The sequence below is a fragment of the Rhizobium acidisoli genome (genome assembly GCF_002531755.2).
GTDB lineage: Bacteria > Pseudomonadota > Alphaproteobacteria > Rhizobiales > Rhizobiaceae > Rhizobium > Rhizobium acidisoli.
Genome location: NZ_CP035001.1, coordinates 215859 through 240076, shown reverse-complemented (window position 1 = coordinate 240076; position 24218 = coordinate 215859). Strand labels below are relative to the sequence as shown.

Annotated in this window: 24 protein-coding genes and 4 pseudogenes; 17 read left to right on the top strand and 11 right to left on the bottom strand. The window is 61.6% G+C overall.

Annotated elements, in window-relative coordinates; translation table 11 throughout:
* Positions 1-28: 28 nt before the first annotated feature.
* From CO657_RS36955 to CO657_RS30005, 4 genes are all read right to left on the bottom strand, one after another.
* Complete coding sequence (locus CO657_RS36955) at positions 29-202, bottom strand: hypothetical protein (protein WP_003594522.1); 174 nt, start codon at positions 200-202, stop codon at positions 29-31.
* Positions 203-212: 10 nt separating this feature from the next.
* Complete coding sequence (locus CO657_RS30015) at positions 213-425, bottom strand: hypothetical protein (protein WP_003594524.1); 213 nt, start codon at positions 423-425, stop codon at positions 213-215.
* A 107-nt stretch (positions 426-532) separates the two neighbouring features.
* Entirely contained in the window at positions 533-787 is a 255-nt protein-coding gene (locus CO657_RS30010; protein ID WP_003594526.1) for a DUF2934 domain-containing protein, read from the bottom strand.
* 142 nt (positions 788-929) lie between these two features.
* Positions 930-1571, bottom strand: coding sequence for a UdgX family uracil-DNA binding protein (locus tag CO657_RS30005; protein WP_054184717.1), 642 nt, complete (start codon positions 1569-1571; stop codon positions 930-932).
* Between the two features lie 162 nt (positions 1572-1733).
* Here CO657_RS30005 and CO657_RS30000 point away from each other — a divergent pair, with 162 nt between their 5' ends.
* Positions 1734-3197, top strand: a complete 1464-nt coding sequence (locus CO657_RS30000) for a phospholipase D-like domain-containing protein (RefSeq protein WP_054184733.1) — start codon at positions 1734-1736, stop codon at positions 3195-3197.
* Positions 3198-3376: 179 nt separating this feature from the next.
* Positions 3377-4192 (top strand): endonuclease/exonuclease/phosphatase family protein, encoded by an 816-nt coding sequence (locus tag CO657_RS29995; RefSeq protein WP_003594532.1) that lies wholly within the window; start codon positions 3377-3379, stop codon positions 4190-4192.
* Between the two features lie 24 nt (positions 4193-4216).
* Here the strand turns inward: CO657_RS29995 and CO657_RS29990 are convergent.
* Positions 4217-4966 (bottom strand): annotated as a pseudogene (locus CO657_RS29990) (nucleotidyltransferase); the annotation flags it as partial.
* A 212-nt stretch (positions 4967-5178) separates the two neighbouring features.
* Here CO657_RS29990 and CO657_RS29985 point away from each other — a divergent pair.
* The 4 genes from CO657_RS29985 to CO657_RS29970 all read left to right on the top strand — a co-directional run bounded on the left by CO657_RS29985 (position 5179) and on the right by CO657_RS29970 (position 6794).
* A complete protein-coding gene (locus tag CO657_RS29985; RefSeq protein WP_054184734.1) occupies positions 5179-5448 on the top strand; it encodes a type II toxin-antitoxin system prevent-host-death family antitoxin in 270 nt (89 codons plus the stop codon).
* Positions 5438-5863: a hypothetical protein gene (locus CO657_RS29980; RefSeq protein WP_054184718.1), complete on the top strand. Its 426-nt coding sequence runs from the start codon at positions 5438-5440 to the stop codon at positions 5861-5863. The genes CO657_RS29985 and CO657_RS29980 overlap by 11 nt, the downstream gene beginning before the upstream one ends.
* Positions 5864-5988: 125 nt before the next feature.
* Positions 5989-6357: a hypothetical protein gene (locus CO657_RS29975; RefSeq protein ID WP_128715630.1), complete on the top strand. Its 369-nt coding sequence runs from the start codon at positions 5989-5991 to the stop codon at positions 6355-6357.
* A 122-nt stretch (positions 6358-6479) separates the two neighbouring features.
* Positions 6480-6794 carry a DUF736 domain-containing protein gene (locus CO657_RS29970; RefSeq protein ID WP_054184735.1) on the top strand — a complete coding sequence of 105 codons (315 nt, stop codon included), beginning with the start codon at positions 6480-6482 and terminating at the stop codon, positions 6792-6794.
* A 167-nt stretch (positions 6795-6961) separates the two neighbouring features.
* Here the strand turns inward: CO657_RS29970 and CO657_RS29965 are convergent, their stop codons facing one another.
* Positions 6962-7240, bottom strand: coding sequence for an HU family DNA-binding protein (locus CO657_RS29965; protein WP_003594536.1), 279 nt, complete (start codon positions 7238-7240; stop codon positions 6962-6964).
* A 402-nt stretch (positions 7241-7642) separates the two neighbouring features.
* On the opposite strand from CO657_RS29965, the gene CO657_RS36950 reads away from it, so the two are divergent.
* Positions 7643-7810 carry a hypothetical protein gene (locus tag CO657_RS36950; protein WP_003594538.1) on the top strand — a complete coding sequence of 56 codons (168 nt, stop codon included), beginning with the start codon at positions 7643-7645 and terminating at the stop codon, positions 7808-7810.
* Positions 7811-7887: 77 nt separating this feature from the next.
* Here CO657_RS36950 and CO657_RS29960 read toward each other — a convergent pair whose 3' ends face one another.
* Complete coding sequence (locus CO657_RS29960) at positions 7888-8214, bottom strand: WGR domain-containing protein (RefSeq protein ID WP_082366323.1); 327 nt, start codon at positions 8212-8214, stop codon at positions 7888-7890.
* 445 nt (positions 8215-8659) lie between these two features.
* Between CO657_RS29960 and CO657_RS29955 the strand changes: the two genes are divergently transcribed.
* Together CO657_RS29955 and CO657_RS29950 are read left to right on the top strand one after the other, a co-directional pair.
* Positions 8660-9136, top strand: coding sequence for a hypothetical protein (locus CO657_RS29955; protein ID WP_054184719.1), 477 nt, complete (start codon positions 8660-8662; stop codon positions 9134-9136).
* 804 nt (positions 9137-9940) lie between these two features.
* Positions 9941-10162 carry a hypothetical protein gene (locus tag CO657_RS29950; RefSeq protein ID WP_054184720.1) on the top strand — a complete coding sequence of 74 codons (222 nt, stop codon included), beginning with the start codon at positions 9941-9943 and terminating at the stop codon, positions 10160-10162.
* 181 nt (positions 10163-10343) lie between these two features.
* Here the strand turns inward: CO657_RS29950 and traD are convergent.
* Together traD and CO657_RS29940 are read right to left on the bottom strand one after the other, a co-directional pair.
* Positions 10344-10448: pseudogene (traD, locus tag CO657_RS29945) on the bottom strand (conjugal transfer protein TraD); the annotation flags it as partial.
* Positions 10408-10695: a TraC family protein gene (locus tag CO657_RS29940; protein WP_054184721.1), complete on the bottom strand. Its 288-nt coding sequence runs from the start codon at positions 10693-10695 to the stop codon at positions 10408-10410. The pseudogene traD and the gene CO657_RS29940, both read right to left, overlap by 41 nt.
* A 175-nt stretch (positions 10696-10870) precedes the next feature.
* On the opposite strand from CO657_RS29940, the pseudogene traA reads away from it, so the two are divergent.
* The 4 genes and pseudogenes from traA to CO657_RS29920 all read left to right on the top strand — a co-directional run bounded on the left by traA (position 10871) and on the right by CO657_RS29920 (position 18877).
* Positions 10871-15492: pseudogene (gene traA, locus CO657_RS29935) on the top strand (Ti-type conjugative transfer relaxase TraA).
* A 203-nt stretch (positions 15493-15695) separates the two neighbouring features.
* Complete coding sequence (locus CO657_RS29930; protein WP_054185016.1) at positions 15696-16418, top strand: FadR/GntR family transcriptional regulator; 723 nt, start codon at positions 15696-15698, stop codon at positions 16416-16418.
* The gene (locus CO657_RS29925) at positions 16415-17587 is read left to right on the top strand and encodes a PLP-dependent transferase (protein WP_054185017.1); all 1173 of its coding nucleotides are present in this window, start codon (positions 16415-16417) and stop codon (positions 17585-17587) included. Before CO657_RS29930 ends, CO657_RS29925 begins: the two co-directional genes overlap by 4 nt.
* A 30-nt stretch (positions 17588-17617) precedes the next feature.
* Complete coding sequence (locus tag CO657_RS29920; protein ID WP_003594548.1) at positions 17618-18877, top strand: ABC transporter substrate-binding protein; 1260 nt, start codon at positions 17618-17620, stop codon at positions 18875-18877.
* A gap of 27 nt (positions 18878-18904) precedes the next feature.
* Here CO657_RS29920 and CO657_RS37660 read toward each other — a convergent pair.
* A pseudogene (locus CO657_RS37660) lies at positions 18905-19101 on the bottom strand (hypothetical protein); the annotation flags it as partial.
* Here CO657_RS37660 and CO657_RS29915 point away from each other — a divergent pair.
* The 4 genes from CO657_RS29915 (at position 19073) to pepT (ending at position 23233) form a co-directional block, all read left to right on the top strand.
* Positions 19073-20008, top strand: coding sequence for a carbohydrate ABC transporter permease (locus CO657_RS29915; RefSeq protein WP_003594549.1), 936 nt, complete (start codon positions 19073-19075; stop codon positions 20006-20008). The pseudogene CO657_RS37660 and the gene CO657_RS29915 overlap by 29 nt on opposite strands.
* A gap of 4 nt (positions 20009-20012) precedes the next feature.
* Complete coding sequence (locus CO657_RS29910; RefSeq protein WP_054185018.1) at positions 20013-20843, top strand: carbohydrate ABC transporter permease; 831 nt, start codon at positions 20013-20015, stop codon at positions 20841-20843.
* Positions 20844-20847: 4 nt separating this feature from the next.
* Positions 20848-21906 carry an ABC transporter ATP-binding protein gene (locus tag CO657_RS29905; RefSeq protein WP_054185019.1) on the top strand — a complete coding sequence of 353 codons (1059 nt, stop codon included), beginning with the start codon at positions 20848-20850 and terminating at the stop codon, positions 21904-21906.
* A 94-nt stretch (positions 21907-22000) separates the two neighbouring features.
* Positions 22001-23233, top strand: a complete 1233-nt coding sequence (pepT, locus tag CO657_RS29900; protein ID WP_003594552.1) for a peptidase T — start codon at positions 22001-22003, stop codon at positions 23231-23233.
* Positions 23234-23270: 37 nt separating this feature from the next.
* On the opposite strand, the gene CO657_RS29895 is transcribed toward pepT, so the two are convergent.
* Positions 23271-24134 carry a cell wall hydrolase gene (locus CO657_RS29895; RefSeq protein ID WP_054185020.1) on the bottom strand — a complete coding sequence of 288 codons (864 nt, stop codon included), beginning with the start codon at positions 24132-24134 and terminating at the stop codon, positions 23271-23273.
* Positions 24135-24218 lie beyond the last annotated feature (84 nt).

Below are 24218 nucleotides of genomic sequence, written 5' to 3'. Positions count from 1 at the left end.
ACAGGTCGCGCCCAACGGCGCCGCAGTGCTACTTCCGATGGAGTTTTTGCGATGCGGCGAAGGCGCGGCCGATATTGAAGAAGGGCGGCTGAGCCGGCGCACGTGGATCGCGGAAAACCAGCCCGACGAGATTGTCGACGACTAGGATGAAGCCGAGCGCGAGCCCGAGATAAAGCAGGGCGGCGATGACGAGGAGCGACATTTCCATCCCTCTAGACCGCGATCGCAGTGCGGGTGTCGGCTGCGGCAAGCGGGACGGAACGGATATTGGTGCGGTCGTCGTTCATGGCAACTTCCCGGGTTTCGCCATAAACAGCCAGCGCATAGACTTGTTCCCGGTTTTCGGGCGAGGGCTCAACTTTTTCAGGAAGCCTGAAAGCGTGCAACGTCATCCAGCCTTTGTTCACCCCCGCATGGAAGCCCATCCTCCGAAATTCGATAATGCAGAACTAATTCAAACTTATGACAAACAGCACCAAAGGGCGCCGAGACGACGCCCTTTTTTCAATTCAGTTGCTCGGTATTCCGGTATTTAAAGAGCTGTCTTTCGGCTTGCCGTCCGTTTCGGCGCAGGGGTCACGACGCCGTTGGTCTTGCTGCCGGCGACGTTACGCTTCGCCTTGGGCTTCACTTCCTTGCCGTCCGAAGAGGCGCTCGACCGTTCGAGCGCTTCGCGCTCGTGTCGTGCCTGTTCCCAATGGATGGATTCTCGCCCTGTTGGATAGCCCTCTTCTTCCCAGAGGGCGTATGCACGTTTCTTGATCCACTCGTCCCGAGTTTCTGCCATCGCTGATCTCCAGTCAAATGATGCCGTCATTCGAACGCGATACTCCTTGGATGGTTCCAGAGGAACGGGAGCGTTTCAAGCAAAATCACGCTGCAACCGCAAATATTTTCGCGATGCAGCATAACAGGGTTGAGAAACACGTTCAGCGCGCGCCAAACTCGGCCGCCTTGTGCAGATCTGACACGAAATCCAGGCGCAGCCGCTGCTGCTCGGCCTCGTCGCGGATGCGCAGGAGATAAGAGGGGTGGATGGTGACGAGGACAGGCGGATGATTAGCCGGCTGTAGGATATGGCCGCGTTCCGGCGTCAGCTTCACCTTTGACCCGAGCAAGGCATAAAGCGCGCTAGCGCCGAGGGTGACGACGAGTTTCGGTTCGAGGATGTTGATCTCCGCGCCGAGCCACCAGGCGCAACGCTTGATCTCGCCGGCATTGGGTTTGGCGTGCAGCCGCCGTTTGCCGCGTTGGGTGAACTTGAAGTGCTTGACGGCATTGGTGACATAGCAGCGCCGCCGGTCAAGGCCGGCCTCCTCAAGGCAGCGATCGAGCAACCGGCCGGCGGGACCGACAAACGGCCGACCGGCCACATCCTCCTGGTCGCCCGGCTGTTCGCCGACAAGGACAATCTCGGTTTTCCGCGGCCCTTCACCGAAGACGATCTGCGTGGCATTCCTGTAGAGATCACAGCGGGTGCAGCTTTCGGCCTGATGCCGCAGTTGGGCGATGCTTTCCGCTTCCGCGACGTCGAGCGCCAAGGCGGGGCCGACGCTTGCAACGATGTTCATGATGCGATCCTCATCTCTCCGGATCAATCGTCGGGCGCCGGGATTGTTCCCGCGGCGAAACGGGTGGCCGGGCAGGCAAAATGGTCACGGCGAAAAATTTCGCGTCATGGGAGAGAGCCGGCGCGATTGAACGCTGCCGTTTCGCGGCTATATTGGCCAGCGATGTTCTATCTCCTGTCGACCTACTGGCCGCATATCCTCTTTGTCGTTTCGATCGCCATGGGGGCCGCGGCGGCGATCCATGCCGCCATGACTAAGGAGGAGGTGCGTGCGGCGATCGGCTGGGTCGGCGTCATCATCCTGTCACCGATCATCGGTGCGGTGCTCTATGCGATTGCCGGCATCAACCGCATCCGCCGCAAATCGCTGAGCATCCGCCGCGACGCGCTGCTGCCGGCGGCCGAGTTCGACGAGCTGGAAACGTTCGACGCTGAGGCCGAGACGGTGATCAGCCAGTTCGGCCGCCGCTTTGCGGCGCTCCAGACGCTCGGCGATCGGGTAACGCGCAATCCGCTGACCTCAGGCAATTCGATCGACGTGCTGGAGACCGGCGACGAGGCCTATGCGGCGATGAAATCGAGCATCGACGAGGCGGCGCGCAGCATCCTGCTCGAAACCTATATTTTCGATCGCGACGCGATCGGCCTTCGCATCGCCGATGCGCTGATTGCGGCGGCCAAGCGCGGCGTGGCGGTCCGGGTGCTGATCGACGCGGTCGGCGCACGCTATTCGGTGCCGAGCATTCTCGGCCATCTCCGGGACGGGGGCGTCACCGTCGCCGTCTTCAACGGCAACGTCATCATGGGGTTGCGGCTGCCCTATGCCAATTTGCGCACCCACCGCAAGATCCTGATCGTCGACGGGAAGATCGCGCTGACCGGCGGCATGAACATCCGCGCCGGCTTCAGCGAGGAGGCGACCGGCGAGAGCTTTGCTCACGATACGCATTTCAGCATCACCGGCCCTGTTGTCGCCGACCTCTTCGACCTTGCTGCCGAGGATTGGCGCTTCTCCACGCGGGAGCTGTTGAATGGCGAGGCCTGGCGCATCGAACCGCCGCAGCGCAGTCCCGGCGATCCCATCCTGATGCGCGTCGTCGCCTCCGGGCCCGATCGCAGCGTCGAGACCAACCACAAGATGCTGATGGGCGCCTTTTCCGTGGCGCGCCAATCGATCCGCATCATGTCACCCTATTTTCTGCCGGACCGCGAATTGATCAGCGCCCTGGTGACGGCGGCGCGGCGCGGCGTCGAAGTCGATATCGTCGTGCCCGCGGTCAACAACCTCGTGCTGGTCGACCGGGCGATGACGGCGCAATTCGACCAGATCCTCAAGGGTTACTGCCGCATCTGGCGCTCGACCGGCAGCTTCAGCCATTCGAAGCTGCTGACGATCGACGGCACCTGGGCTTATGTCGGCTCATCCAATCTCGACCCACGCTCGCTCAGGCTGAATTTCGAGGTCGATCTCGAAGTGCTGAACGAAGGTTTTGCCGGCGAGATCGACGAGCATATCGAGGAAACCCTGAAATCGGCGACGCCGGTGACGCTCGACGGTTTGCGGGCGCGGCCCTTCCCGGTGCGGCTGCTCGAGAAGGTGCTGTGGCTGGGTTCGCCTTATCTCTGATGCAAGTCGCCCAAAACTGTGCAGCCGTTTTGGGAGAACGACATGCATAAAACAAGAAACCGGTGCGTTGCATGTCGATGCTACGCGCGTTTTTTTGGCGTTTGACATGGCAAGTTCCGCTTGCCCTCCTATACTGCCGAGAGAAGCCTTTTTGATCAACGGAACGATCGCGCCTTCCGATGCACGCCAAGAAAGATAATCTTCCTTCCAGCATTCTCGCCTCGATCAGAAGCAGGAAGAAGCGACTCGACCCGGCCTACACGGAAACACGGCCGCGCAGTGTGGGAACGCTGATCGCCTCCTACAACGTACACAAATGCGTCGGCACCGATCGCCGCTTCGATCCGGAGCGCACCAGCCGGGTGATCCATGAAATCGGCGCCGACGTCATCGCGCTGCAGGAGGCCGATACGCGCTTCGGCGAACGCACCGGCATTCTCGATCTCGGTCGGCTGGAGCGCGAGACCGGGCTGATCCCGGTGCCGGTTGCCGGCATGGCCAAGGCGCATGGCTGGCACGGCAATGTCGTGCTCTTCAAGAAGGGGCTCGTGCATGACGTGCACCAGGTCAAGCTGCCGGGGCTGGAGCCGCGTGGCGCGCTGGTGGCCGAGATCGAGCTGGAGCAGGGCGGGGTGTTGCGCATCATCGCCGCGCATTTCGGCCTGCTACGCCATAACAGAGCCCAGCAGGCCCGTATGCTGGTCGAACTCATCAACGACAGACAGGAGATGCCGACCATCCTGCTCGGCGACCTAAACGAATGGCGGCTCGGCGACCGCTCCTCGCTCAACACCTTCCAATCCGCCTTCGGCCCGCTACCCCCCGCCGTCCCCAGCTTCCCCGCCGGCCTGCCGCTTCTCGCCCTCGACCGCATCATCGCCAACCGCAAGGGGATCATCTCGGAGGTGGAGGCGCACGACACGCCGCTGGCGCGGATTGCCTCGGATCACCTGCCGATCAAGGCGCTTGTCGAGCTGAAAGCGGTGGGCGGATAGGGCGGACTTTGCGTATCCCGATTGTCATTGCACGGCTTGATGTGGTTCCGACCCCCTCTTCCGCTCAAGCTTCGCCAGATGCTCGGAGCACACTGCCTTGACCAGCTCAAGCAATAAAGCCGTTTGCTCTGCCAGCGCGCTGAGAGCCTTCTCGTTTGATCTCGAAATGCTTGGAATACCGGGCTTTAACATAGGCCTCGTTAAGAGTGTTGAACCAGGTGCGCTCACGATGCTGATCGCGAGGAAACGCTCTCAAGACGGCGGTCCTGTTCCTCAACGAGTGAGCGGAAGAATTTGATGTTGGGGGAGGCGGCCGTAATTGGTGAGTGTCAGCAGGACGCAGGAGTAAGCTTGTTCGAATGACTGGTGAAGGCTGAAAGCAGCCCAATTCGTCCAAGCGTCGGGGGTCCTTTCTGATCTGCCAAGCTGAAACTTAGCCGTTTCCAAAATGACCGTCGCTTCGCTAAATTTCAGCTCAAAATGTTCCTGCGCCAAGCGCAGTCGATCGGCTACGGCGAGTGGCTCCGCAAGGAGCTCATCATCGAGTTCAGAGAGAACGATCCCTTCCTTGCGGATATCGAAAAAGAAGTACCGTCCTTCTTCCAGGTTAGTGTTCACCTCGCGCCTCGAATGAACGATGAAGCTCACCGGCGTTTCGATCGATTTGTCGTGGATCAGCCGGTCGGCTGCCTTGTGCCAGTACTCGGCGAAGTCGCAAAGCTTACGGTTGTTGACGATGATCAGTAGATCAAAATCCGAGCGGTAATCCTCCATGGGTCAAGCGAAATCGCCCCGGCACCAAATCTTGACGCTCTTCCAGCAAGTTTACGGGCGGACGAGATGACAGATGGATTTTGGATGCGATGGTTCCTGAGATCGATGAGTGAAAGTGGCAGTTTGCATGTACCTCTGGAAGTGGCATCTGCACGAATTGAAGTTTTCTGCATTTTCTGTATAATGCAGAAAACGCTCTCATGGAGACTTTCATGAACACCAAGACCGTCAGTACCGCGGAATTCATCCGCCATTTCGGACACTATCACGACGAGGCTCGGCGCGCACCGATTACGCTCACCAAGCACGGCCGGGAATCGCTGGTCGTGCTCTCAACCGAACTGTTCGAGCGCCTCAAGGGCAATGAGGATCCACGTCGTGTCTATGCCGCCGGCGAAACTCCTTCCGACCTGGCGGAACTTCTCATCGGCGAGCTCGACCGGCAATCGGCGGACTATAAGGCTGGGGATCATGACGGCTGAGCGTTTTACGAACGGCACCATCGTCAGCTATCCCTATCTCTGGCGCTGGCAGGCCGACGAAGGACGCGAGCATGGCGAGAAGGACCGGCCGGTCTGTCTGGCGCTTACGGTGCCCGATCCTCGCCAGAACATGACCCATCTGGTGATCCTGCCGATATCGGGAACTCCGCCGCGATCCGACCAGATCGCGCTCGAAATTCCCGATCTCGAACTGCGTCGCGCCGGCCTTTCGGTCTTCAAGCGCGGTTGGGTAACCGTCAGCGAATATAATTACGACATCGCCGAACGGTCCTGGTACTTCGACGCCGGCCAAACGCCGGGCGGCTGGTTCGGCCCGCGCTTTCTAGAAGATATTCGCCAGGCGTTGCGGCCGATCCTCGCAGCCCATGCGGGCCGCATCGATCGCACCCGCTGACGATGTGAAGATCGCCCGCCTTCTCGGCGAGGCCTTACGGTCGCAATCGCCTCGTCGTCGCGCCCGGTGCTGGAGGCGAATTTTTCGCATCTCAGGATACCGATTCCGGCTGATGGTAGCTGGGATTGGCGTCAAATCTGATTGAATATGGTTCGCCTGATGCCGCAGGCGACGTCCAATGCGCGGCTTATCTCGCGCAAGCGGAGGCCGCAATCGGGATGTGTCAGACGCAGGCGTCGATGGGACGAGGACGCGAAAAACTGTCGCAGGTGATGGCTGCGGCCCGCGTGATGTCGCGTCGCTGGCGGGCAAATGCCAATATGCCAATCCCTGAGCGGCTGCCTTCCACTTTGAACATCGGCGCACCACAGCTGATCTCGATGAACCGGGTGTGGCCGCAGGACGACTGCGTCTCGATCGTCTGCCCGCAACGGCCGTCACGGACTATTTTCCGCCGGCGGGCGAACCCGCCTTTGCATCGCGAAGCAAAATAGCCCTATCCGGCCGTCTTTCACTTCGTTCCAGCCCTTCGGGTGCGGCGCCGATCGCCTCCGTCCTGAACACCGCCATCGAGGTCGCAATGGCGCGACCCGACCAAGCGGAAAGGAACCAAGTCATGGCAGTCATCGGCGAATTCACCACCAACGGCAACGTCATTCAGGGCAACGTCCGTACCCTCACGGTCGCAATGAAGGTCCGCCTGCATCCGATCGAACGGGTCTCGCGCGACGCGCCGGATTTCAGGGCCGTTGCCAAGGGCGCCGAGCTCGGAGCCGGCTGGAAGGCGGTCTCAGGCAACGGCGAGCCCTATATCTCGCTTAAGCTCGACGACCCGAGTTTCAACGCTCCGATCAACGCGGCCCTGTGGCCGGCAGAAGCCGACGGTGACTACGTTCTCGTCTGGAACCGCCCAAACCGCGAAGCCGCGTGATCGGACGAAGGGGACCCCGCCCAAAAGGCGGCGTCTGCCACATGAGGAAGCCGGAAGCTGGTGTCGAGCCTGCTTCCGGTTTTCGGTGCCCTCGGGACGGTGGGATGCTTGCCAGTCCGTCCGAGCATGCGATGTCGCCGGCGCTCGCGCACCCAAGCCGAACTCGCTTACTTGTTCAGGGCATCCTTCAGGGCTTTGGCCGGCGTAAAAGCCAGCTTCTTCGCCGCTGCAACCTTGATCGTTGCGCCGGTCGCAGGATTGCGCGCCTCGCGCTCAGGTGTTTCCTTGACCTTGAACTTGCCGAAGCCTGGCAGGGATGTTTCGTTGCCAGCAACAGCAGCATCGGTGATCGAAGAAATCACAGCTTCGACGATCGCCTTGCCCTGGGCCTTGGTCAGGCTGTGCTCGGTGGCGATCTTGTCGGCGATTTCATTGGTGGTGGTCATATCAGTCTCCGCATCGTGATTGATAACGGAATCCGTGACAGGCGGTTATCCTTCTGTCATCGCTCGATGCTCGTGTTTGCGGCTTAAACCCTGGATTTCCACAGCTTCTGATCGAGCGCAGCACACGGCGTTCCGAGCGCCGCGACACAATCTGCCGCTCCCGACATTATCGGTGCCACACGAGAGGTTGGTTGTCTGCTCAGTCCCTCCGAGGATGTCATGGCGGGATAGAGGCCTCAAGGACGAGCGGTTCCCCCAATTTTGTCTCCGCTCCGATTCCCTCCACTCCGACAAAATCGGCACCCCCACTCGCCGGCTCCGCCGGTCGCATCCGCGATCCTTGACCCCTCTATCCCGCCATGACCCGAGCGCGCGTCTTTCACAAACGTCAAGGAGACGACGATGACGAACGAACTCGACCGCACGATCCTCGAACTCGAAGCCGAGCTCCGCAACGCCGATCCCGCCGAGCGCCGGCAGATCGAGACCGAACTCGAACTTGCACTGGCCGAGCGCGAGATGATCGTGGCAGAACAGGAAGGATGGGCAACCTCGGAGCCTCCGTTCTGACGGAGGCTTCGGCCGTGTCGCGAGCCAGGCGCGCCGGATCGAGCGGCAGGCTCGAAGCTCCGCTTCGCCACCAACGATCAAAGGTTAGGAGCTCCCTGTCGGTTATGCGCTTTCGGGCGATAGCCGCGAGATCGCTTCTGGCGGAGCAGGTCGAGAAACAGCGACACTGCCTCTTCTTCTCTGGCGAAGACGTGGGCCTTTGACTGCCCGTATGCACCGATCCGTCCCCAGCGCCGCGTCAGGCAGGTCTGCCCGAACAGTGTCGGGGATATATCCATGGCGTAGTAGCGCGCCATGTTCCTCGAGGCGTCCGTGCGTTCGACATAGAGTTGGTAAGGCTGCGCGATCATACCGATAGAATCGCCGATCACCGACTCTACGTCCAACGACAGATTTGAATCCATTGCGCCGGATTGATTCATCCCTGTGATGTTTGAGGGAGGGAACATGCGTTCGGGCGAGTGGCCTTCGTTGGCCTGGCTCTACTGTGTCGCTTCGCGTCATCCCGGAGCCCGCTTCCGCCTTCAGTCACGATCCACCTCGCGGCAAGGGCGAGGCCGCCGCCTCGTGTCGAAACGGCGCCGGGTGGTTCCTCAGCCGGCTAGTCGCCGGAAACGGTCGCGGCGCCTGCCGGCACCGCGGTACTCTTCTTCTCTGACGTCCTATTGTGCACCCGCCACTCCGGCGTCAAGGACTGCACGGCCCCTCCAATTTTCAGTCGCCGGCTGCCGGCCGGCGTCAGAAAATCGGTTCCTCCGCTTGCCGCCGCTGGCGGTCGCGTGCCGCGATCCCTGACCCCTCGCGGCTACTGTGCGGCCTCCTTTCGTCAGAACGAAAGGAGACAATACGATGTCCAATGACTGGTACTACGTCCATCAGCTTGCCCTGCTTGCGGGCTTCAGGCTAATCGTCCTTGCGAACCGCATCGGTTGCACAGATAACTTTTCGAGAGCGTTGCACGACCGGCTCGCCGACGGGCTTGCATGCGCAATGGCACGGGCGCGATCGATCATGGCGCTACAGGGCGAACAGGTGTGCGAACCGGATCTCGAAGGCATCACTGCCTTCCAGCTCGAGGGCGAAAAGGAATGCTTCAACCGCTTCCAGATCACCCTTCTTGACGACCTCGAAATCGACTTCGCCACTCGTGAATATCGGGTCAACAATGGCGAGTGGCATTATGCGGACTGCGAGGGCATCGAAATCAGCTATCCGGGCACAATCGGCCTGACCGATGCAGAACTGGGTGGGCTCGGCCCGATCATCCGCGATATATCCCACGAAACGGGCATCTGCATCAGCGCCGCGCGGATCGTCTACGATTGATGCTCGGCGAGAGACGGCGGAGCCCGTCTCTCGTCTCTTCCCATTCCCATGACTTGCCGGCATCGAGCCGGCGCGGTCTTGAGGCGAAAGACTTGCCGCCTCTCCCCTCAAGCACCCCTCTCCCTGCGGAGCGGGTTAACACCCGCCCGGCCTATGGGGCCGATCAGCGGACGCTGCCGCGACTTCCCCAAGCAAGACGGAGAGGAGGATCGCCTTACGCTACGCCGTCATGCTTCGGGCATCCGCCTCAGGTGACTTCTCTCCTGCGGTGCGCTCGCCGTCTCATCGTTCGCGTGCCGTCGATGCCCGCTCCCTCCGGTCAGGGACATCCCGGCAGCTCACGACGAGGCCTCGCTTCAGCATCTTTCACCAAATCGATCTGGCCACCATGCTGTTCCTCCGGCGCGGATCACAGGCTTGCGCCTGTGAGCGCTGTTGCTTTGTCTGACGACTCGCAACAGCATGGGCTGCGTCGGGCACGACATCCAGGCCGATTTGGTGAAAGATGGCAGGATAGGCTAATGGTATCCCACTAGCCGTTTCGCCCGAGGGGCGATCTTCGAGGCCTGAATCGTGAATGGGTAAATGAGCGAATGGGTGCGCAACGGATCGCGCCGATTGGCGACTAAGCGGCCCAAATAGGTGGGTGCGCCCTTCGGCGACTGCGCGTTTCGGTAAGCCAGTGATCCTGTCGGTTCAAAACGGTGATGGATGGTTCCTAGTTTGGGGATATTGCCCGCACCGTACTTTGCCATCGCGGGGGTGTCGGTTAAACCTTTCGCCCGCGACAAGCTGGAATCAACAATGGACGAAACAATCAAAATCGATAGCCGAGGCGACTTCGGGCTCTGGGCGATCGAAGCGGCAAAGCAGATCGTCGGCGAGCAAGGCTTTGAGCTTGCCAAGGCGGCCCGTGACGGTAGTGAAGAAGATCTCCGCTCCGCAGGCAACGCTCTCGGACAGGCGATCACCGACGTGCTGCTGGAATTATATGACGGCTTGCTCGACGGTGCTCCCGAAACATAGGTCGATTTGGCGGTCGAGGCCGCGGGTGATTCGGGCCGAACTCGAGAGCCGCGTAAGCGCCGAGCCGACCTTTCGAGGCGCCGATCACCGTCATTCTAGCCGGCGCAGACGGTTCGACTGGAACCGGGGCGTATCCCTCTGCCGCCGGTTTCTACTATCTCCGACGCTGTAATTATCCTCCAGCCAACCCAGCCTTGACGACGATGCCGCCGAGCAGGATTTTCTCGCGCGTGTCGCGCTTGCGTTCAGCCGGCATTTGGAACCTGCCCCTCCGCTCCAGCGCCATTATCTGCTGGTCGACGCGTTTGAGGAGCAGGGACAACGACCCCTTTCCGTTCCTCCTTGCGAAACCGCGCGGCGATCTCCTCGACGATCCGATCGACCTCCTCATCGGCGATCTCCATCTCGGCCAGGCCGGATTTCGTCGCAGCGCGGGCAAACCGTTCCGCCGATTTGACGATCAATAGACGTTTGCGTTCGCGCAGTCTCTCGATCTGGGCGTCGAGATCGGCGATCGATGATTTGGTCGACATTCGCGGTTCCTTTCGCGGTTCAGATAGCGCGATGTTCGATTATACTGACTAGAATAGGATGGTAAAGCGCGCTACCCTGCAACCGGAAAAACGGCATCGGCCCTACGGTCCGATCTGTTAGAGGGCGCAATATACGTCGCTGTCGCGACGTGCCTGGATCAGTCTGGAGACACCAGTGGCGATCATGTTCGTCAGAGCGCAGGTGATCAGCAGGGGAACTGGCCGCAGCATCGTCTCGGCCGCCGCTTATCGTCATCGCGCCCGAATGATGGACGAACAGGTGGGAACGTCTTTCAGCTATCGCGGCGGCGCCTCCGAGCTGATGCATGAGGAACTGACGCTGCCCGATCAAATCCGGCCTGGCTGAAGAATGGGATCGACGGGCAATCTGTCGCTCGGGCCAGCGAAGTGCTTTGGAATGCGGTCGATGCCTTTGAGAGGCGGGCGGATGCGCAGCTTGCCCGGGAACTGATCATCGCCCTGCCGGAAGAGCTGACGCGGGCAGAGAACATCGCGCTGGTCCGCGACTTCGTTCGCGACAATCTTACCGCGAAAGGGATGATCGCCGATTGGGTCTATCACGACAAGGATGGCAACCCGCATATCCACCTGATGATGACGCTCCGGCCGCTGACGGAGGAAGGATTCGGGCGGAAGAAAGTTGCGGTTCTGGGAGAGGACGGCAAGCCGCTGCGTGTCGTCACCCCCGACCGGCCGACCGGCAAGATCGTCTATAAGGTCTGGGCCGGCGACAAGGAAACGATGAAGGCGTGGAAGATCGCCTGGGCGGAGACGGCCAACCGGCATCTGGCGCTGGCCGGTCATGAGATCCGCCTCGACGGTCGTTCCTACGCCGAGCAGGGTCTCGACGGCATCGCGCAAAAACATCTCGGGCCGGAGAAGGCGGCTCTCGCCCGCAAGGGCAGGGAGCTCTACTTCGCACCGGCCGATCTCGCCCGCCGCCAGGAGATGGCTGACCGGTTGCTGGCAGAGCCGGAGCTTCTGTTGAAGCAGCTCGGCAATGAACGCTCCACTTTCGACGAGAAGGATATCGCCAAGGCGCTGCACCGCACTGTCGACGATCCCGGCGATTTTGCCAACATCCGCGCCCGGCTGATGGCGTCGGACCAGTTGGTCATCTTGAAGCCGCAGGAGATCGATCAAGAGACAGGGAAGGCGGCCGCGCCTGCCGTGTTCACCACGCGGGACATCCTGCGTATCGAATATGACATGGCGCAGTCGGCACGGGTGTTGTCGAAGCGTGGCGGCTTCGGTGTTTCCAGGCGGCACGTTGAAGCGGCGATTGATCGCGTCGAGAGCCGTGATCCCAAAACCCCTTTCCGGCTCGATGCGGAGCAGGTCGATGCCATCCGGCATGTCACCGGTGATAGCGGCATTGCTGCCGTCGTCGGCTTGGCCGGGGCCGGCAAGTCGACGTTGCTTGCCGCGGCCCGTCTTGCCTGGGAAGGCGAGGGGCACCGGGTGATCGGCGCCGCCCTTGCGGGCAAGGCGGCAGAGGGGTTGGAAGACAGTTCCGGCATCAAATCGCGCACGATCGCCTCCTGGGAACTCGCCTGGGCAAATGGGCGCGACACACTCCATCGCGGTGACATGCTTGTCATCGACGAGGCCGGCATGGTGTCGTCGCAGCAGATGGCCCGTGTGCTGAAGATTGCCGAGGAGGCTGAGGTAAAGGTCGTTCTCGTCGGTGACGCGATGCAGCTGCAGCCGATCCAGGCAGGTGCTGCTTTCCGAGCGATCACCGAACGGATCGGCTTTGCCGAGCTTGCCGGGGTGCGCCGCCAGCGTGAGGCGTGGGCGCGCGATGCCTCACGGCTCTTTGCCCGCGGCGAGATCGAGAAAGGTCTCGACGCCTATGCTCAACAGGGCCATCTGGTCGAGACGGGCACACGCGAGGAAACGATCGATCGCATCGTCTCCGACTGGGCTGTTGCGCGCAAGCAGGCAATCGGTCGGTCGATCTCGGAAGGTCGAGATGGCCGTCTTCGCGGCGACGAACTGCTCGTGCTCGCCCACACCAATGATGACGTCAAACGCCTGAACGAGGCGCTGCGTGAAGTCATGGCCGGCGATAATGCCCTGAGTGACAGCCGCAGCTTCCGGACCGAGCGCGGGACGCGGGAATTTGCCGTCGGCGACCGCATCATCTTCCTGGAAAATGCTCGCTTCCTCGAGCCGCGGGCCAAGCACTCCGGGCCGCAATACGTCAAGAACGGCATGCTCGGCACGGTCGTCGCGACCGGTGACAAACGCGGCGATCCGCTGCTGTCGGTTCTGCTCGACAATGGCCGCAAGGTCGTCTTCAGCGAAGACAGCTATCGCAATGTCGATCACGGCTATGCCGCAACGATCCACAAATCGCAAGGCGCCACCGTCGACCGCACCTTCGTGCTCGCCACCGGCATGATGGACCGGCATCTGACCTATGTGTCGATGACCCGGCATCGTGACCGCGTCGATCTCTACGCTGCGAAAGAAGATTTTGAGCCGAGACCGGAATGGGGACGCAAACCGCGCGTCGATCACGCTGCGGGCGTCACCGGCGAGCTTGTCGAAACCGGCGAAGCCAAATTCCGGCCCGAGGACAAGGATGCCGACGACAGCCCCTATGCCGATGTCAGGACGGATGACGGAACCGTCCATCGCCTGTGGGGCGTAAGCCTGCCGAAGGCGCTCGAAGACGCCGGCATCTCCGACGGCGACACCATTACGCTGCGCAAGGATGGTGTCGAGCGGGTCAAGGTTCAGGTTGCTATCGTCGACGAGGCGACAGGTCACAAGCGCTACGAGGAGAGGGAAGTCGACCGCAACGTCTGGACGGCCAGACAGATCGAAACCGCCGAAGCGCGTCAGGAGCGCATCGCGCAGGAAAGTCATCGGCCGGAGGTGTTCAGCCGGCTTATCGAGCGATTGTCGCGTTCCGGCGCCAAGACGACGACGCTCGATTTTGAAAGCGAGGCCGGCTATCGCGCCCAGGCGCAAGACTTCGCTCGGCGCCGCGGGCTTGATCATCTTTCGCTCGCCGCAGCCGAGATGGAGGAAAGCCTTTCCCGGCGCTGGACATGGATTGCCGCAAAGAGGGAGCAGGTGGAAAAGCTCTGGGAAAGGGCAAGCGTGGCGCTCGGCTTTGCCATCGAGCGAGAACGGCGGGTGGCCTACAACGAGGCGCGAACTGAACCCCACATCGTCTCGGGCGCAAGCGCTGGCGAAGAGCGATATCTGATCCCGCCGACCACTTCGTTCGTCAGGAGCGTCGAGGCGGATGCGCGGCTGGCACAGCATTCCTCGCCGGCCTGGACGGAGCGGGAAGCAGTCCTTCGGCCGCTGCTCAATAAGATCTACCGGGATCCGGATGCAGCACTTGTTGCCCTGAATGCGCTCGCCTCGGACGTCGGCACTCAACCCCGCAGGCTCGCCGACGAGCTTGCCGCAGCACCCGACCCGCTCGGCCGGCTGCGGGGCTCCGAGCTGATCGTCGACGGACGCGCGGCGCGCAACGAGCGCGAGGTCGCCATGGCGGCTGTGAGGGAATTGCTTCCCTTGGCCCGGGCCCATGCGACTGAGTTCCGCAGAAACGCCGAACGGTTCGAACTCCGCGAGCAGACGCGTCGCTCCTATATGTCATTGTCGATCCCGGCGCTTTCCGAACGCGCGACGGCGCGTCTGATGGAGATTGAGGCGGTACGCAGCCGGGGCGGGGACGACGCCTATAAGTCGGCCTTCGCGCTTGCGGCCGAGGACCGCACCATCGTGCAGGAGATCAAGGCGGTCAGCGAAGCGTTGACGGCCCGCTTTGGCTGGAGTGCATTCACCGGGAAGGCGGATGCGGTTGCTGAACGCAACATGGAGGGGCGTATGCCGGAAAATCTGACGGCCGCCCTGCACGAGGAACTGACTGGGCTGTTCGAAGCCGTGAAGCGTTTTGCCGAGGAGCAGCATCTCGCCGAGCGGCAGGATCGCTCGAAGATCGTCGCGGCGGCCAGCGGCTCTCCAGGGGCGGAGAGAATAGGCATGCTGCCGATGCTCGCCGCCGTCACCGAATTCAAGATACAGGTCGACGACGAGGCTCGATTGCGAGCGCTCTCTAACCCTCTCTATCGCCAGCAGCGTGCCGCATTGGCCAACGCCGCGACAATGATCTGGCGCGATCCGTCGGGCGCCGTCGGCAAGATCGAGGAACTGCTCCGGAAAGGCTTTGCTGCCGATCGCATTGCCGCTGCGGTGACCAACGATCCCGCCGCCTATGGTGCGTTGCGCGGCTCCGATCGCCTCATGGATCGGATGCTGGCGTCGGGCCGGGAGCGGAAAGAGGCGGCGCGGGCTGTGCCCGAAGTGGCAGCCAGCCTGCGCGCGCTTGGAACGACCTACGACAATTTGCTGGATGCAGAACATAAGGTCATTGCAGCAGAGCGGCAGCGCATGGCGGTTGCAATTCCCGGCCTTTCGAAAGCGGCAGAGGAGGTACTCGTGCAACTGATGGCTCAGGCGCGGGAAAATGGTCGCAAGCTGAATATCTCGGCCACTCCTCTCGATGCAAACATCCGTCAGGAGTTCGCCGATATCAGCCGGGCGCTCGACCAGCGCTTTGGGCGAGATGCCGTCATCCGAGGTGACAAGGATCTCATCAATCGCGTGCCGCCGGCGCAACGCCCGGCCTTCGCGGCGATGCAGGAGAAATTGAAGGTCGTGCAACAGAGCGTCCGCCAGGAAAGCAGTGAGCAGATTATCGCGGAACGGCGGGAACGTGCTGTCAACCGTGGCCGCGGCATCGGGTGAAGACCGACGAAGAAGCGAAGCGGGCAATCGTGGAAACCAAGCGCGGCTTTCCTGCCCGCACCCACCTGAACGACGGCCGCTACATCGACTAAAATTGATGCGAAAGAGGCGGAAGAGTGGACTTGACGTGCTTCCTCGTTTGAGAAATGCTAAGATGTCAGACCAATTTCAAACCTGACTGCCTGATAGAAAAATGGGGAACCATGAAGGCAAAGCTTAGCGACAGGCCGGTGATCCGGCCGCTTCCCGTCATGGACCGCGCGCGTCAGGTGACCGATGCGCTGGCGGATTATGTCGAGGATGCGCGCTTGCAGGCGGGGGACCGGCTGCCGGCGGAGCGCGAGTTGATGGCGGCCCTTGCTGTCGGGCGTTCCACGATTCGCGAGGCGATCCGCCACTTCCAGGCGCTCGGGGTGATCGAGACGCGCAAGGGCAGCGGCACCTATCTGTTGAAGCCGGTGTCTAGGGCGACGATCCATATGCCGCTGTCCTTCGATGCGGTGCATCTGCGCGATGCGCTGCTGCAAACGCTGGAGGTTCGCCGCGGCATTGAATGCGAGGCGGGCATGGTCGCAGCGAGACGGCGCACGGCGAAGGACCTCGTCGTCATCGAGGAAAAACTCAACGAGATGGAGCGGGTGCACCTGGAGAAGGGCACTTCGGGGCCGGAGGATCTGGCTTTCCATCTCGCCGTTTACGACGCCACCCACAATCCGCTGTTTCGCCAGCTTCTCGAGCAGATGCGCGAGACCTTCGAGCGCTTCTGGGAGCATCCCTTCGACCGGCAGGATTTCGCCCGCCGGTCCTTTCCCTTTCATCGCACCCTTTTCAACGCGATCGCGGCCGGGGATGCCGAGGCGGCGCGTGCGGAAACATTGAAGATCCTCGACATTGTCGAGGAAGACATCAAGGAAATGTCCAAATGAACAGCGGCGAAGACCCGTTCGATCTTGCCTCCATCATCACCGCCCACGACCACGGCAACTTCGCCGACGCCGTCGTGCCGCCGATCTTCCAGACTTCGCTTTTCACCTTTTCCGATTATGACGAGATGATCACCGTCTATCGCGGCGAGAAGGTACGGCCGACCTATACGCGCGGGCTGAACCCGACCGTGCGCGCCTTCGAAGAAATGCTGGCAAAACTCGAAGGTGCCGAGGATGCGCTCGGTTTTGCGAGCGGCATGGCGGCGATCTCGTCAGCCGTGCTGAGCTTCGTCGAGCCGGGCGACCGCATCGTCGCCGTCAAACATGTCTATCCCGATGCCTTCCGCCTGTTCGGCACTATCCTGAAGCGGATGAAGATCGAGGTGACCTATGTCGACGGGCGCGACGAGGAGGCAGTTGCCAAGGCGCTGCCCGGCGCCAAGCTCCTGTATCTGGAAAGCCCGACGAGCTGGGTGATGGAGGCGCATGATGTCGGCGCGCTCGCGGCGCTTGCCAAGCGCCACGGCGTCGTCTCGATGATCGACAACAGCTGGGCGAGCCCGTTCTTCCAGCGGCCGCTGACGCTCGGCGTCGATCTCGTCATCCATTCGGCCTCGAAATATCTCGGCGGCCACAGCGATGTGGTGGCGGGCATCGTTGCCGGCTCGAAAGAAATGATCGCGCGCATCAAGGCAGAGGCCTATCCCTATCTCGGCGGCAAGCTTTCGCCCTTCGATGCCTGGCTCTTGATCCGCGGCCTGCGCACGCTGCCGCTGCGCATGCGGGCGCATGAGGCATCGGCACTCGAGATCGCCCGGCGCGTGCAGAAGCTCGAGGTGGTGGAGACGGTCTGCCACCCGGGCCTCGCCAACCGCCTGCCTGCCGGCCTCAACGGCACCTCCGGCCTGTTTTCCTTCATCTTCCGCGACGGCGTCGATATCCGCGCCTTCACCGACCACCTCAAGCTCTTCAAATTGGGTGTAAGCTGGGGTGGTCATGAAAGCCTGATCGTACCGGGCGAGGTGGTGCTGCAGCAAAAGGCACAGCCGAATTCCGCGCAAACCTTTGGCATCCATGCGCGATCCGTACGCCTCCATGTCGGCCTCGAAGGAACCGAGGCGCTGTGGAGAGACATCGAGGAGGCGCTTGCCGCCGCCTCGCAATCCTGAAACCCAAGAACCTAAAAGGGGGAACTGAGCATGAAAAAACTAATAATCTCGACGCTCTTTGCTTCGATGATGGCGGGTACGGCCTTTGCCGATACCACGCTCAAGCTTGTCGAAGTCATCACCAGCCCGGAGCGCACCGAAACGCTGAAATCGATCGTCGGCAAGTTCGAGGCGGCCAATCCCGGCACCAAGGTCGACATCATCTCGCTGCCCTGGAACGAAGCCTTCCAGAAGTTTGCGACCATGGTATCGGCCGGTGACGTGCCCGATGTGATGGAGATGCCCGATACCTGGCTGTCGCTCTATGCGAATAACGGCATGCTCGAAAGCCTCGAGCCCTATCTCGCAAAGTGGGAGCACACCAAGGAGCTGACGCCGCGCGCGCTCGAACTCGGCCGCGACGTCAAGAACACCGCCTATATGCTGCCCTACGGCTTCTATCTCCGGGCGATGTTCTACAACAAGAAGCTGCTTTCGGAAGCCGGTGTCGCAGCGCCGCCGAAGACGCTGGAGGAGTTCACCGCCGCTTCGGAAAAGATCTCCAAACTGCAGGGCAAATACGGCTACTGCATGCGCGGTGGTGCCGGCGGCCTCAACGGCTGGATGATTTTCGCCGCCTCGATGGCCGGGTCGAACAAATACTTCAAAGAAGACGGCACCTCGACGATGAACAGCCCAGGCTGGGCCAAGGGCATCGAATGGATGGTCGATCTTTACAAGAAGGGCTATGCGCCGAAGGACAGCGTCAACTGGGGCTTCAACGAAGTCGTCGCCGGCTTCTATTCCGGCACCTGCGCCTTCCTCGACCAGGATCCTGATGCGCTGATCGCCATTGCCGAACGCATGAAAAAGGAAGATTTCGGCGTCATGCCGCTGCCGAAAGGCCCGGATGGCAAGTCCTTCCCGACGATCGGCTATGGCGGCTGGTCGATGTTTTCGACCAGCGGCAACAAGGATCTCTCCTGGAAGCTGATTGCCACCCTCGAAGGGCCGGAAGGCAATATCGAGTGGAACAAGCGCATCGGCGCCCTGCCGGCCTATACGGCGGCCGAGAAGGATCCTTTCTATGCCGGTGACCAGTTCAAGGGCTGGTTCGAGGAGCTGGCGGACCCGAACACGGTGCCGACTGTCATGCCGACCTACCTCGAGGAGTTTGCCTTTTTCAAGGATTCGTTGGCGATCAAGACCTCGCAGCAGGCCTTGCTCGGCGATATCTCGGCGAAGGATCTGGCCGACCAGTGGGCGGACTATCTGACCAAGGCGCAGCAGAAGTTTCTGAGCAAGAAGTAGGTGGGGTGATGGGGGCTTCGAGGCAGAAGCCCCCTCATCCGCCTGCCGGCACCTTCTCCCCGCTGGGGAGAAGAGACTCGTGGCGGCGCCTCATTCCCCTTCTCCCCGGCGGGGAGAAGGTGGCCCGAAGGGTCGGATGGGGGGGCCGCACGCGCATTGAAAGCCTTGATTACACGTGATGGAAACTGCAATCCGATGACCACTTCCGCCGATACGCTCGACATGCGTCGCGACCGCAGGCCATGGCTGCGTCGTCTTGCCGATGCTTCGGAGCCATATCTCTACAGCGCGCCGTCGCTGATCCTGATCATTGCGGTAATGCTGGTGCCGCTGACCTTGGGCGTTTCCTACGCCTTCCGCGATATCCAGCTGCTCAACCCGTTTTCCGGCGGCTTCATCGGGCTCGATCATTTCCGGGAGCTTGCCGGCGATCCGGCCTTTTACGGAGCGCTGAGGAACACGCTCTGGTGGACCGGCGCCTCCGTCGTGCTGCAGTTCGTGTTCGGCCTCATCCTGGCGCTACTGCTCGACAAGCCGTTTCCGGGCCGGGCGATCGCGCAGGCTTTGGTCTTCCTGCCCTGGGCGGTGCCGTCCTTTCTTGCCGGCCTCAACTGGGCCTGGCTGTTCAATCCGGTCATCGGGCCGATCCCGCATTGGCTCTTCGGGCTCGGGCTGATGCATGAGCCGGGCAATATCCTTTCCGATCCCAATTATGCGATGTGGGGGCCGATCGTCGCCAATGTCTGGTGGGGCATTCCCTTCTTCGCGATCACGCTGCTCGCCGCCCTGCAGGCGATCCCGCGCGATCTCTACGAGGCGGCGTCGATCGACGGCGCCGGCTGGTTCCAGCGTTTCCGCTCGATCACCCTGCCGTTTCTGGCGCCGACCATTGCCATCACCGTGCTCTTGCGCACCGTGTGGATCTCCAATTTCGCCGATCTCATCGTCGTCATGACCAACGGCGGGCCAGCCGACCGCACCCAGATCGTCGCGAGCTATATCTTCACCACGGCGTTCAAGCGGCTCGATTTCGGTTATGCCTCGGCGATCGCGCTGGTGCTGCTCGTGCTGCTGCTTGCCTATTCGATGCTGATCATCCTGCTGCGGCAGACGCTGCTGAACAAGGATTGAGCCGATGAGACGATCCGCCATCCCCACCATCGCGCACCGCCTGGCAATCCTCTGCTATATCGCCTTTGCGCTCTTCCCGCTGTTCTGGCTGCTCAAAGTGTCGGTGACGCCGAACGACCTGCTCTATAGCGAAGGCGTGCGCATGTGGCCGTCGCGCACGACATGGGATCACTATGCCTTCGTGCTGCAGCACAGCGCCTTTCCGACCTTCTTCAAGAACAGCCTGATCGTCTCGGCCTCGACGGCGGTGACGGTGACGATCTGCGCCTCGCTCTCCGGCTACGCGCTGTCGCGCTTCAATTTCCGGGCAAAATACTGGATCGTCGCGCTGATGCTGCTGACCCAGATGTTCCCGCTCGTCATGTTGGTGGCGCCGATCTTCAAGATCCTGTCGCCCTTACATCTGACCAACAGCCTCACCGGTCTCGTCATCGTCTACACCGCCTTCAACGTGCCTTTCGCCACCTTCCTGATGCAGTCCTTCTTCGACGGCATCCCCAAGGATTTGGAAGAGGCGGCGATGATCGACGGGGCGACGCAGTTCACGGCGTTTCGCCAGATCATCCTGCCGCTGACGCTGCCAGGGATCGCCGCCACGCTCGGCTTCGTTTTCACCGCCGCCTGGAGCGAGCTGCTCTTTGCGCTGATGCTGATCAACGGCAATGACGCGGCAACCTTCCCGGTCGGGCTTCTCACCTTCGTTTCGAAATTCTCGGTGGATTTCGGGCAGATGATGGCGGCGGGCGTCATGGCGCTCTTTCCGGCCGGTCTCTTCTTCCTGCTCATCCAGCGTTATCTCGTCCAGGGCCTGACGGCCGGCGCGGTCAAGGGTTAAACAAATGGCATCGATCGATATCCAGAATCTCCGCAAAGCCTATGGCCATGTGCAGGTGCTGCACGGCGTCGATCTTGAGATCAAGGACGGCGAATTCGTCGTGCTGGTCGGGCCGTCCGGCTGCGGCAAGTCCACGCTGCTGCGGATGATCGCCGGGCTGGAGGATGTCACATCAGGCGAGATCCGCATTGCCGGCGCCCGGGTGAACGAACGGCATCCCAAGGACCGCGACATCGCCATGGTGTTCCAGTCCTATGCGCTTTATCCGCATATGAACGTCGCCGGCAATATGAGCTACAGCCTGAAACTGCGGAAGACGGCGAAGGAGAAGATCGCCAGCGCCGTCTCCGCCGCCGCCGCCAAGCTCGGCCTCGATCCGCTGCTCGAACGCCGGCCGAAGGCGCTTTCCGGCGGCCAGCGCCAGCGCGTCGCCATGGGCCGCGCCATCGTGCGCCAGCCGAAGGCCTTCCTGTTCGACGAGCCGCTCTCCAATCTCGATGCGCGGCTGCGCGAACAGATGCGCGCCGAAATCAAGAAGCTGCACGGTGACCTGAAGGCGACCTCGATCTACGTCACCCATGACCAGATCGAGGCAATGACCCTGGCGGACCGGATCGTCGCCATGCATGGCGGCGTGGTGCAGCAGGTCGGCAGTCCGCTCGAACTCTACGACCACCCCGCCAACCTGTTCGTTGCCGGCTTCATCGGCTCGCCGGGGATGAATTTCCTCGCGGCGAGCTATGTCGAAGGCGGCGTCAAGCTGCAGGACGGGACGATCGTGCTGCTGGCAAAGCCGCTGCCGCTTGAAGACGGCGCCAAGGTGACACTCGGCATCCGGCCGGAGCATGTGCTGATGACGACTGACGGGGCGGGACTTGCCACCGATGTCGAACTCGTCGAGCCCACCGGCTTCGGCATCATCCTGCATCTTGCCCTGCACGGCCTGCCGTTCAAGATCTTCACGCTCGATCGCGAAGCGCTGAAGGCAGGCCCGAAGGTCAATGTGGCTTTCCCGGCGCAGTACCTGCATGTGTTCGACGGCGAGGGAATACGCGTCGATTGATCGGGTCAATCCTCACGCATTGCGAGCGGAAAAAACTTTTGCCGCATCGCCCGTGAGGATTATATCAACCAGGTGATTTGCTGGATTGGATGCCATGACCGACACTGTTCTCGACCGCTTTCTCCGTTATGTCGTTATCGACACGCAATCCGACCCTGCCTCGTCCACGCAGCCGACCACCGAAAAGCAGAAGGATCTCGGCCGGGTGCTGGTCGATGAACTGCTGAAGATCGGCCTGGCCGATGCGCATCTCGATGAACATGGTTATGTCTATGCGACCATTCCTGGAAATAGCGACAAGGCGGTGCCGGTCATCTGCTTCTGCTCGCATATGGATACCGCGCCCGATTTCAGCGGCACGGGTGTCAGGCCGCAAATCATCCGCAATTATGTCGGCGGGGATATTCAGCTCGTCGGCGATCCGAGCCGGGTCATTCGCGTTTCCGAGCATCCCGAGCTGAACAACCAGCTCGGCAACGACATCGTCACCACCGATGGGACGACCTTGCTCGGCGCCGACGACAAGGCCGGGCTGGCGGAAATCATGACCGCGGCCCAAGTGCTCGTCGACAATCGCGAGATCCGGCACGGGACGATCAAGATCCTGTTCACGCCCGACGAGGAAGTCGGACGCGGCGTCAACAAGGTCGACTTAAGGAAACTCGGCGCCGACTTCGCCTATACGATGGACGGCGAGACATCAGGCCATATCGAGGACGAGACTTTCTCGGCCGATGGCGTCGAGATCGCTATTTCAGGCGTGGCGATCCATCCGGGCTTTGCCAAGGACCGGATGGAGAACGCCATCAAGATCGCTGGCGCCATCATCGACCGGCTGCCGAAGGAGATGGCTCCGGAGACCACCGAGGGCAAGCAGGGCTTTATCCATCCCACCGGCGTCACCGGCTCGATGGAAAGGGCCTCGCTCAGCCTTATCATCCGTGACTTCACCGACAAGGGACTGGTGGAAAAGGAAACGATGCTCGAAGCCATCGTCAAGGAGGTCATGGCCGGCTATCCCGGCTCGACCTATCATTTCCAGGTCAAGGAACAGTATCGCAACATGAAGGTGGTGCTCGACCGGCACCCGGAGATCGTCGACAATGCCATCGAAGCCGTGCGCCGGGCCGGCATGACGCCGGTGCGCGGCAGCATCCGCGGCGGCACGGACGGCTCGCGCCTCTCCTTCATGGGCCTGCCATGCCCGAACATCTTCGCCGGCGGCCACGCCTTCCACTCGCCGCTCGAATGGGTCAGCCGCCAGGATATGGAAAAGGCGGTCAAGACGATCGTCGAACTGGCCAAGGTCTGGGAAGAGCGCGCCTGAGCGCCCTGCACTTTAACCCATAACCGGAACGGCGGGCTTAGCCGCCGTTCGCTGCGACACTGCCGCGCAGCATGACGCTGTCATAGGCGGGGCGGGGAATGGGGATCGCGATCGGCATTCCCGGGTCGGATTCGATCGAGGTTTCCGGCGCGGTCACCGGGGCCGTGATCTGCATCGGCATGGGATTGGCAATCGGCGCCATACGTGCCGTCGGCGTCGCATTGATCGCCGACATCGTGCTCGCTGTCGCCATCGGGTCGGGCGCCGGCAGCGGAACCGGAACGGCCGACGGGATCAGCGCGTCGAATTGCGGCGGCAGCATGCTTTCGCCAGGCACATAGTTCATCGCCACCTCATAGGCGGGCAGCGGCGGCGGTGTTTGGAGCATGCCATCGGCGCCGCGCTTCTCGTAGAAGGCGTTGCCGCCGGCGACCGCCACATAATGCATGTTGTTGTAGGGGAATTTCAGCCCGTCGGTGTGGAAGAACATCGCATCCTTGACCGCGGGATGACGGGCGCCTTTGAGGATGGCGTCGGCGGCGGTCGCCAGCTCGGTTTCGGCCTGCGGCTTGACTTCGCGCGTCATCACGCCGGGAGCAAACTGTTTTTCCTGGGCGACGACGCCGCAGATCGAAGGCGGATAGGCGCCTGACGTCAGCCGGTTCATGACCACGGTTCCGACGGCCATATAGCCGTCCTCATCGGAATGCTGCGATTCGAAATACATCGCGCGCTGCAGGCAGTCGCGGTCCTTGTTCGTGTAGTTGAAGGTAACTTTCGCCGGTTGCTTTGTCTTCGCCGCCGTTGCCGCCGGTTTCGGTGTCGTTGTGCAGCCTGCGGCCGCCAGCCCTACGAACAAAATCCCGATCAGGGATTTTCCAAAGGAAATCTCCGCCCTCAACGCAAGGTGCCTCCTGTGGGATTAGTCCTACTTATTAACGTGAAAATCTTTTACTCGTCATGTGACAAAAATACAAACAACCAT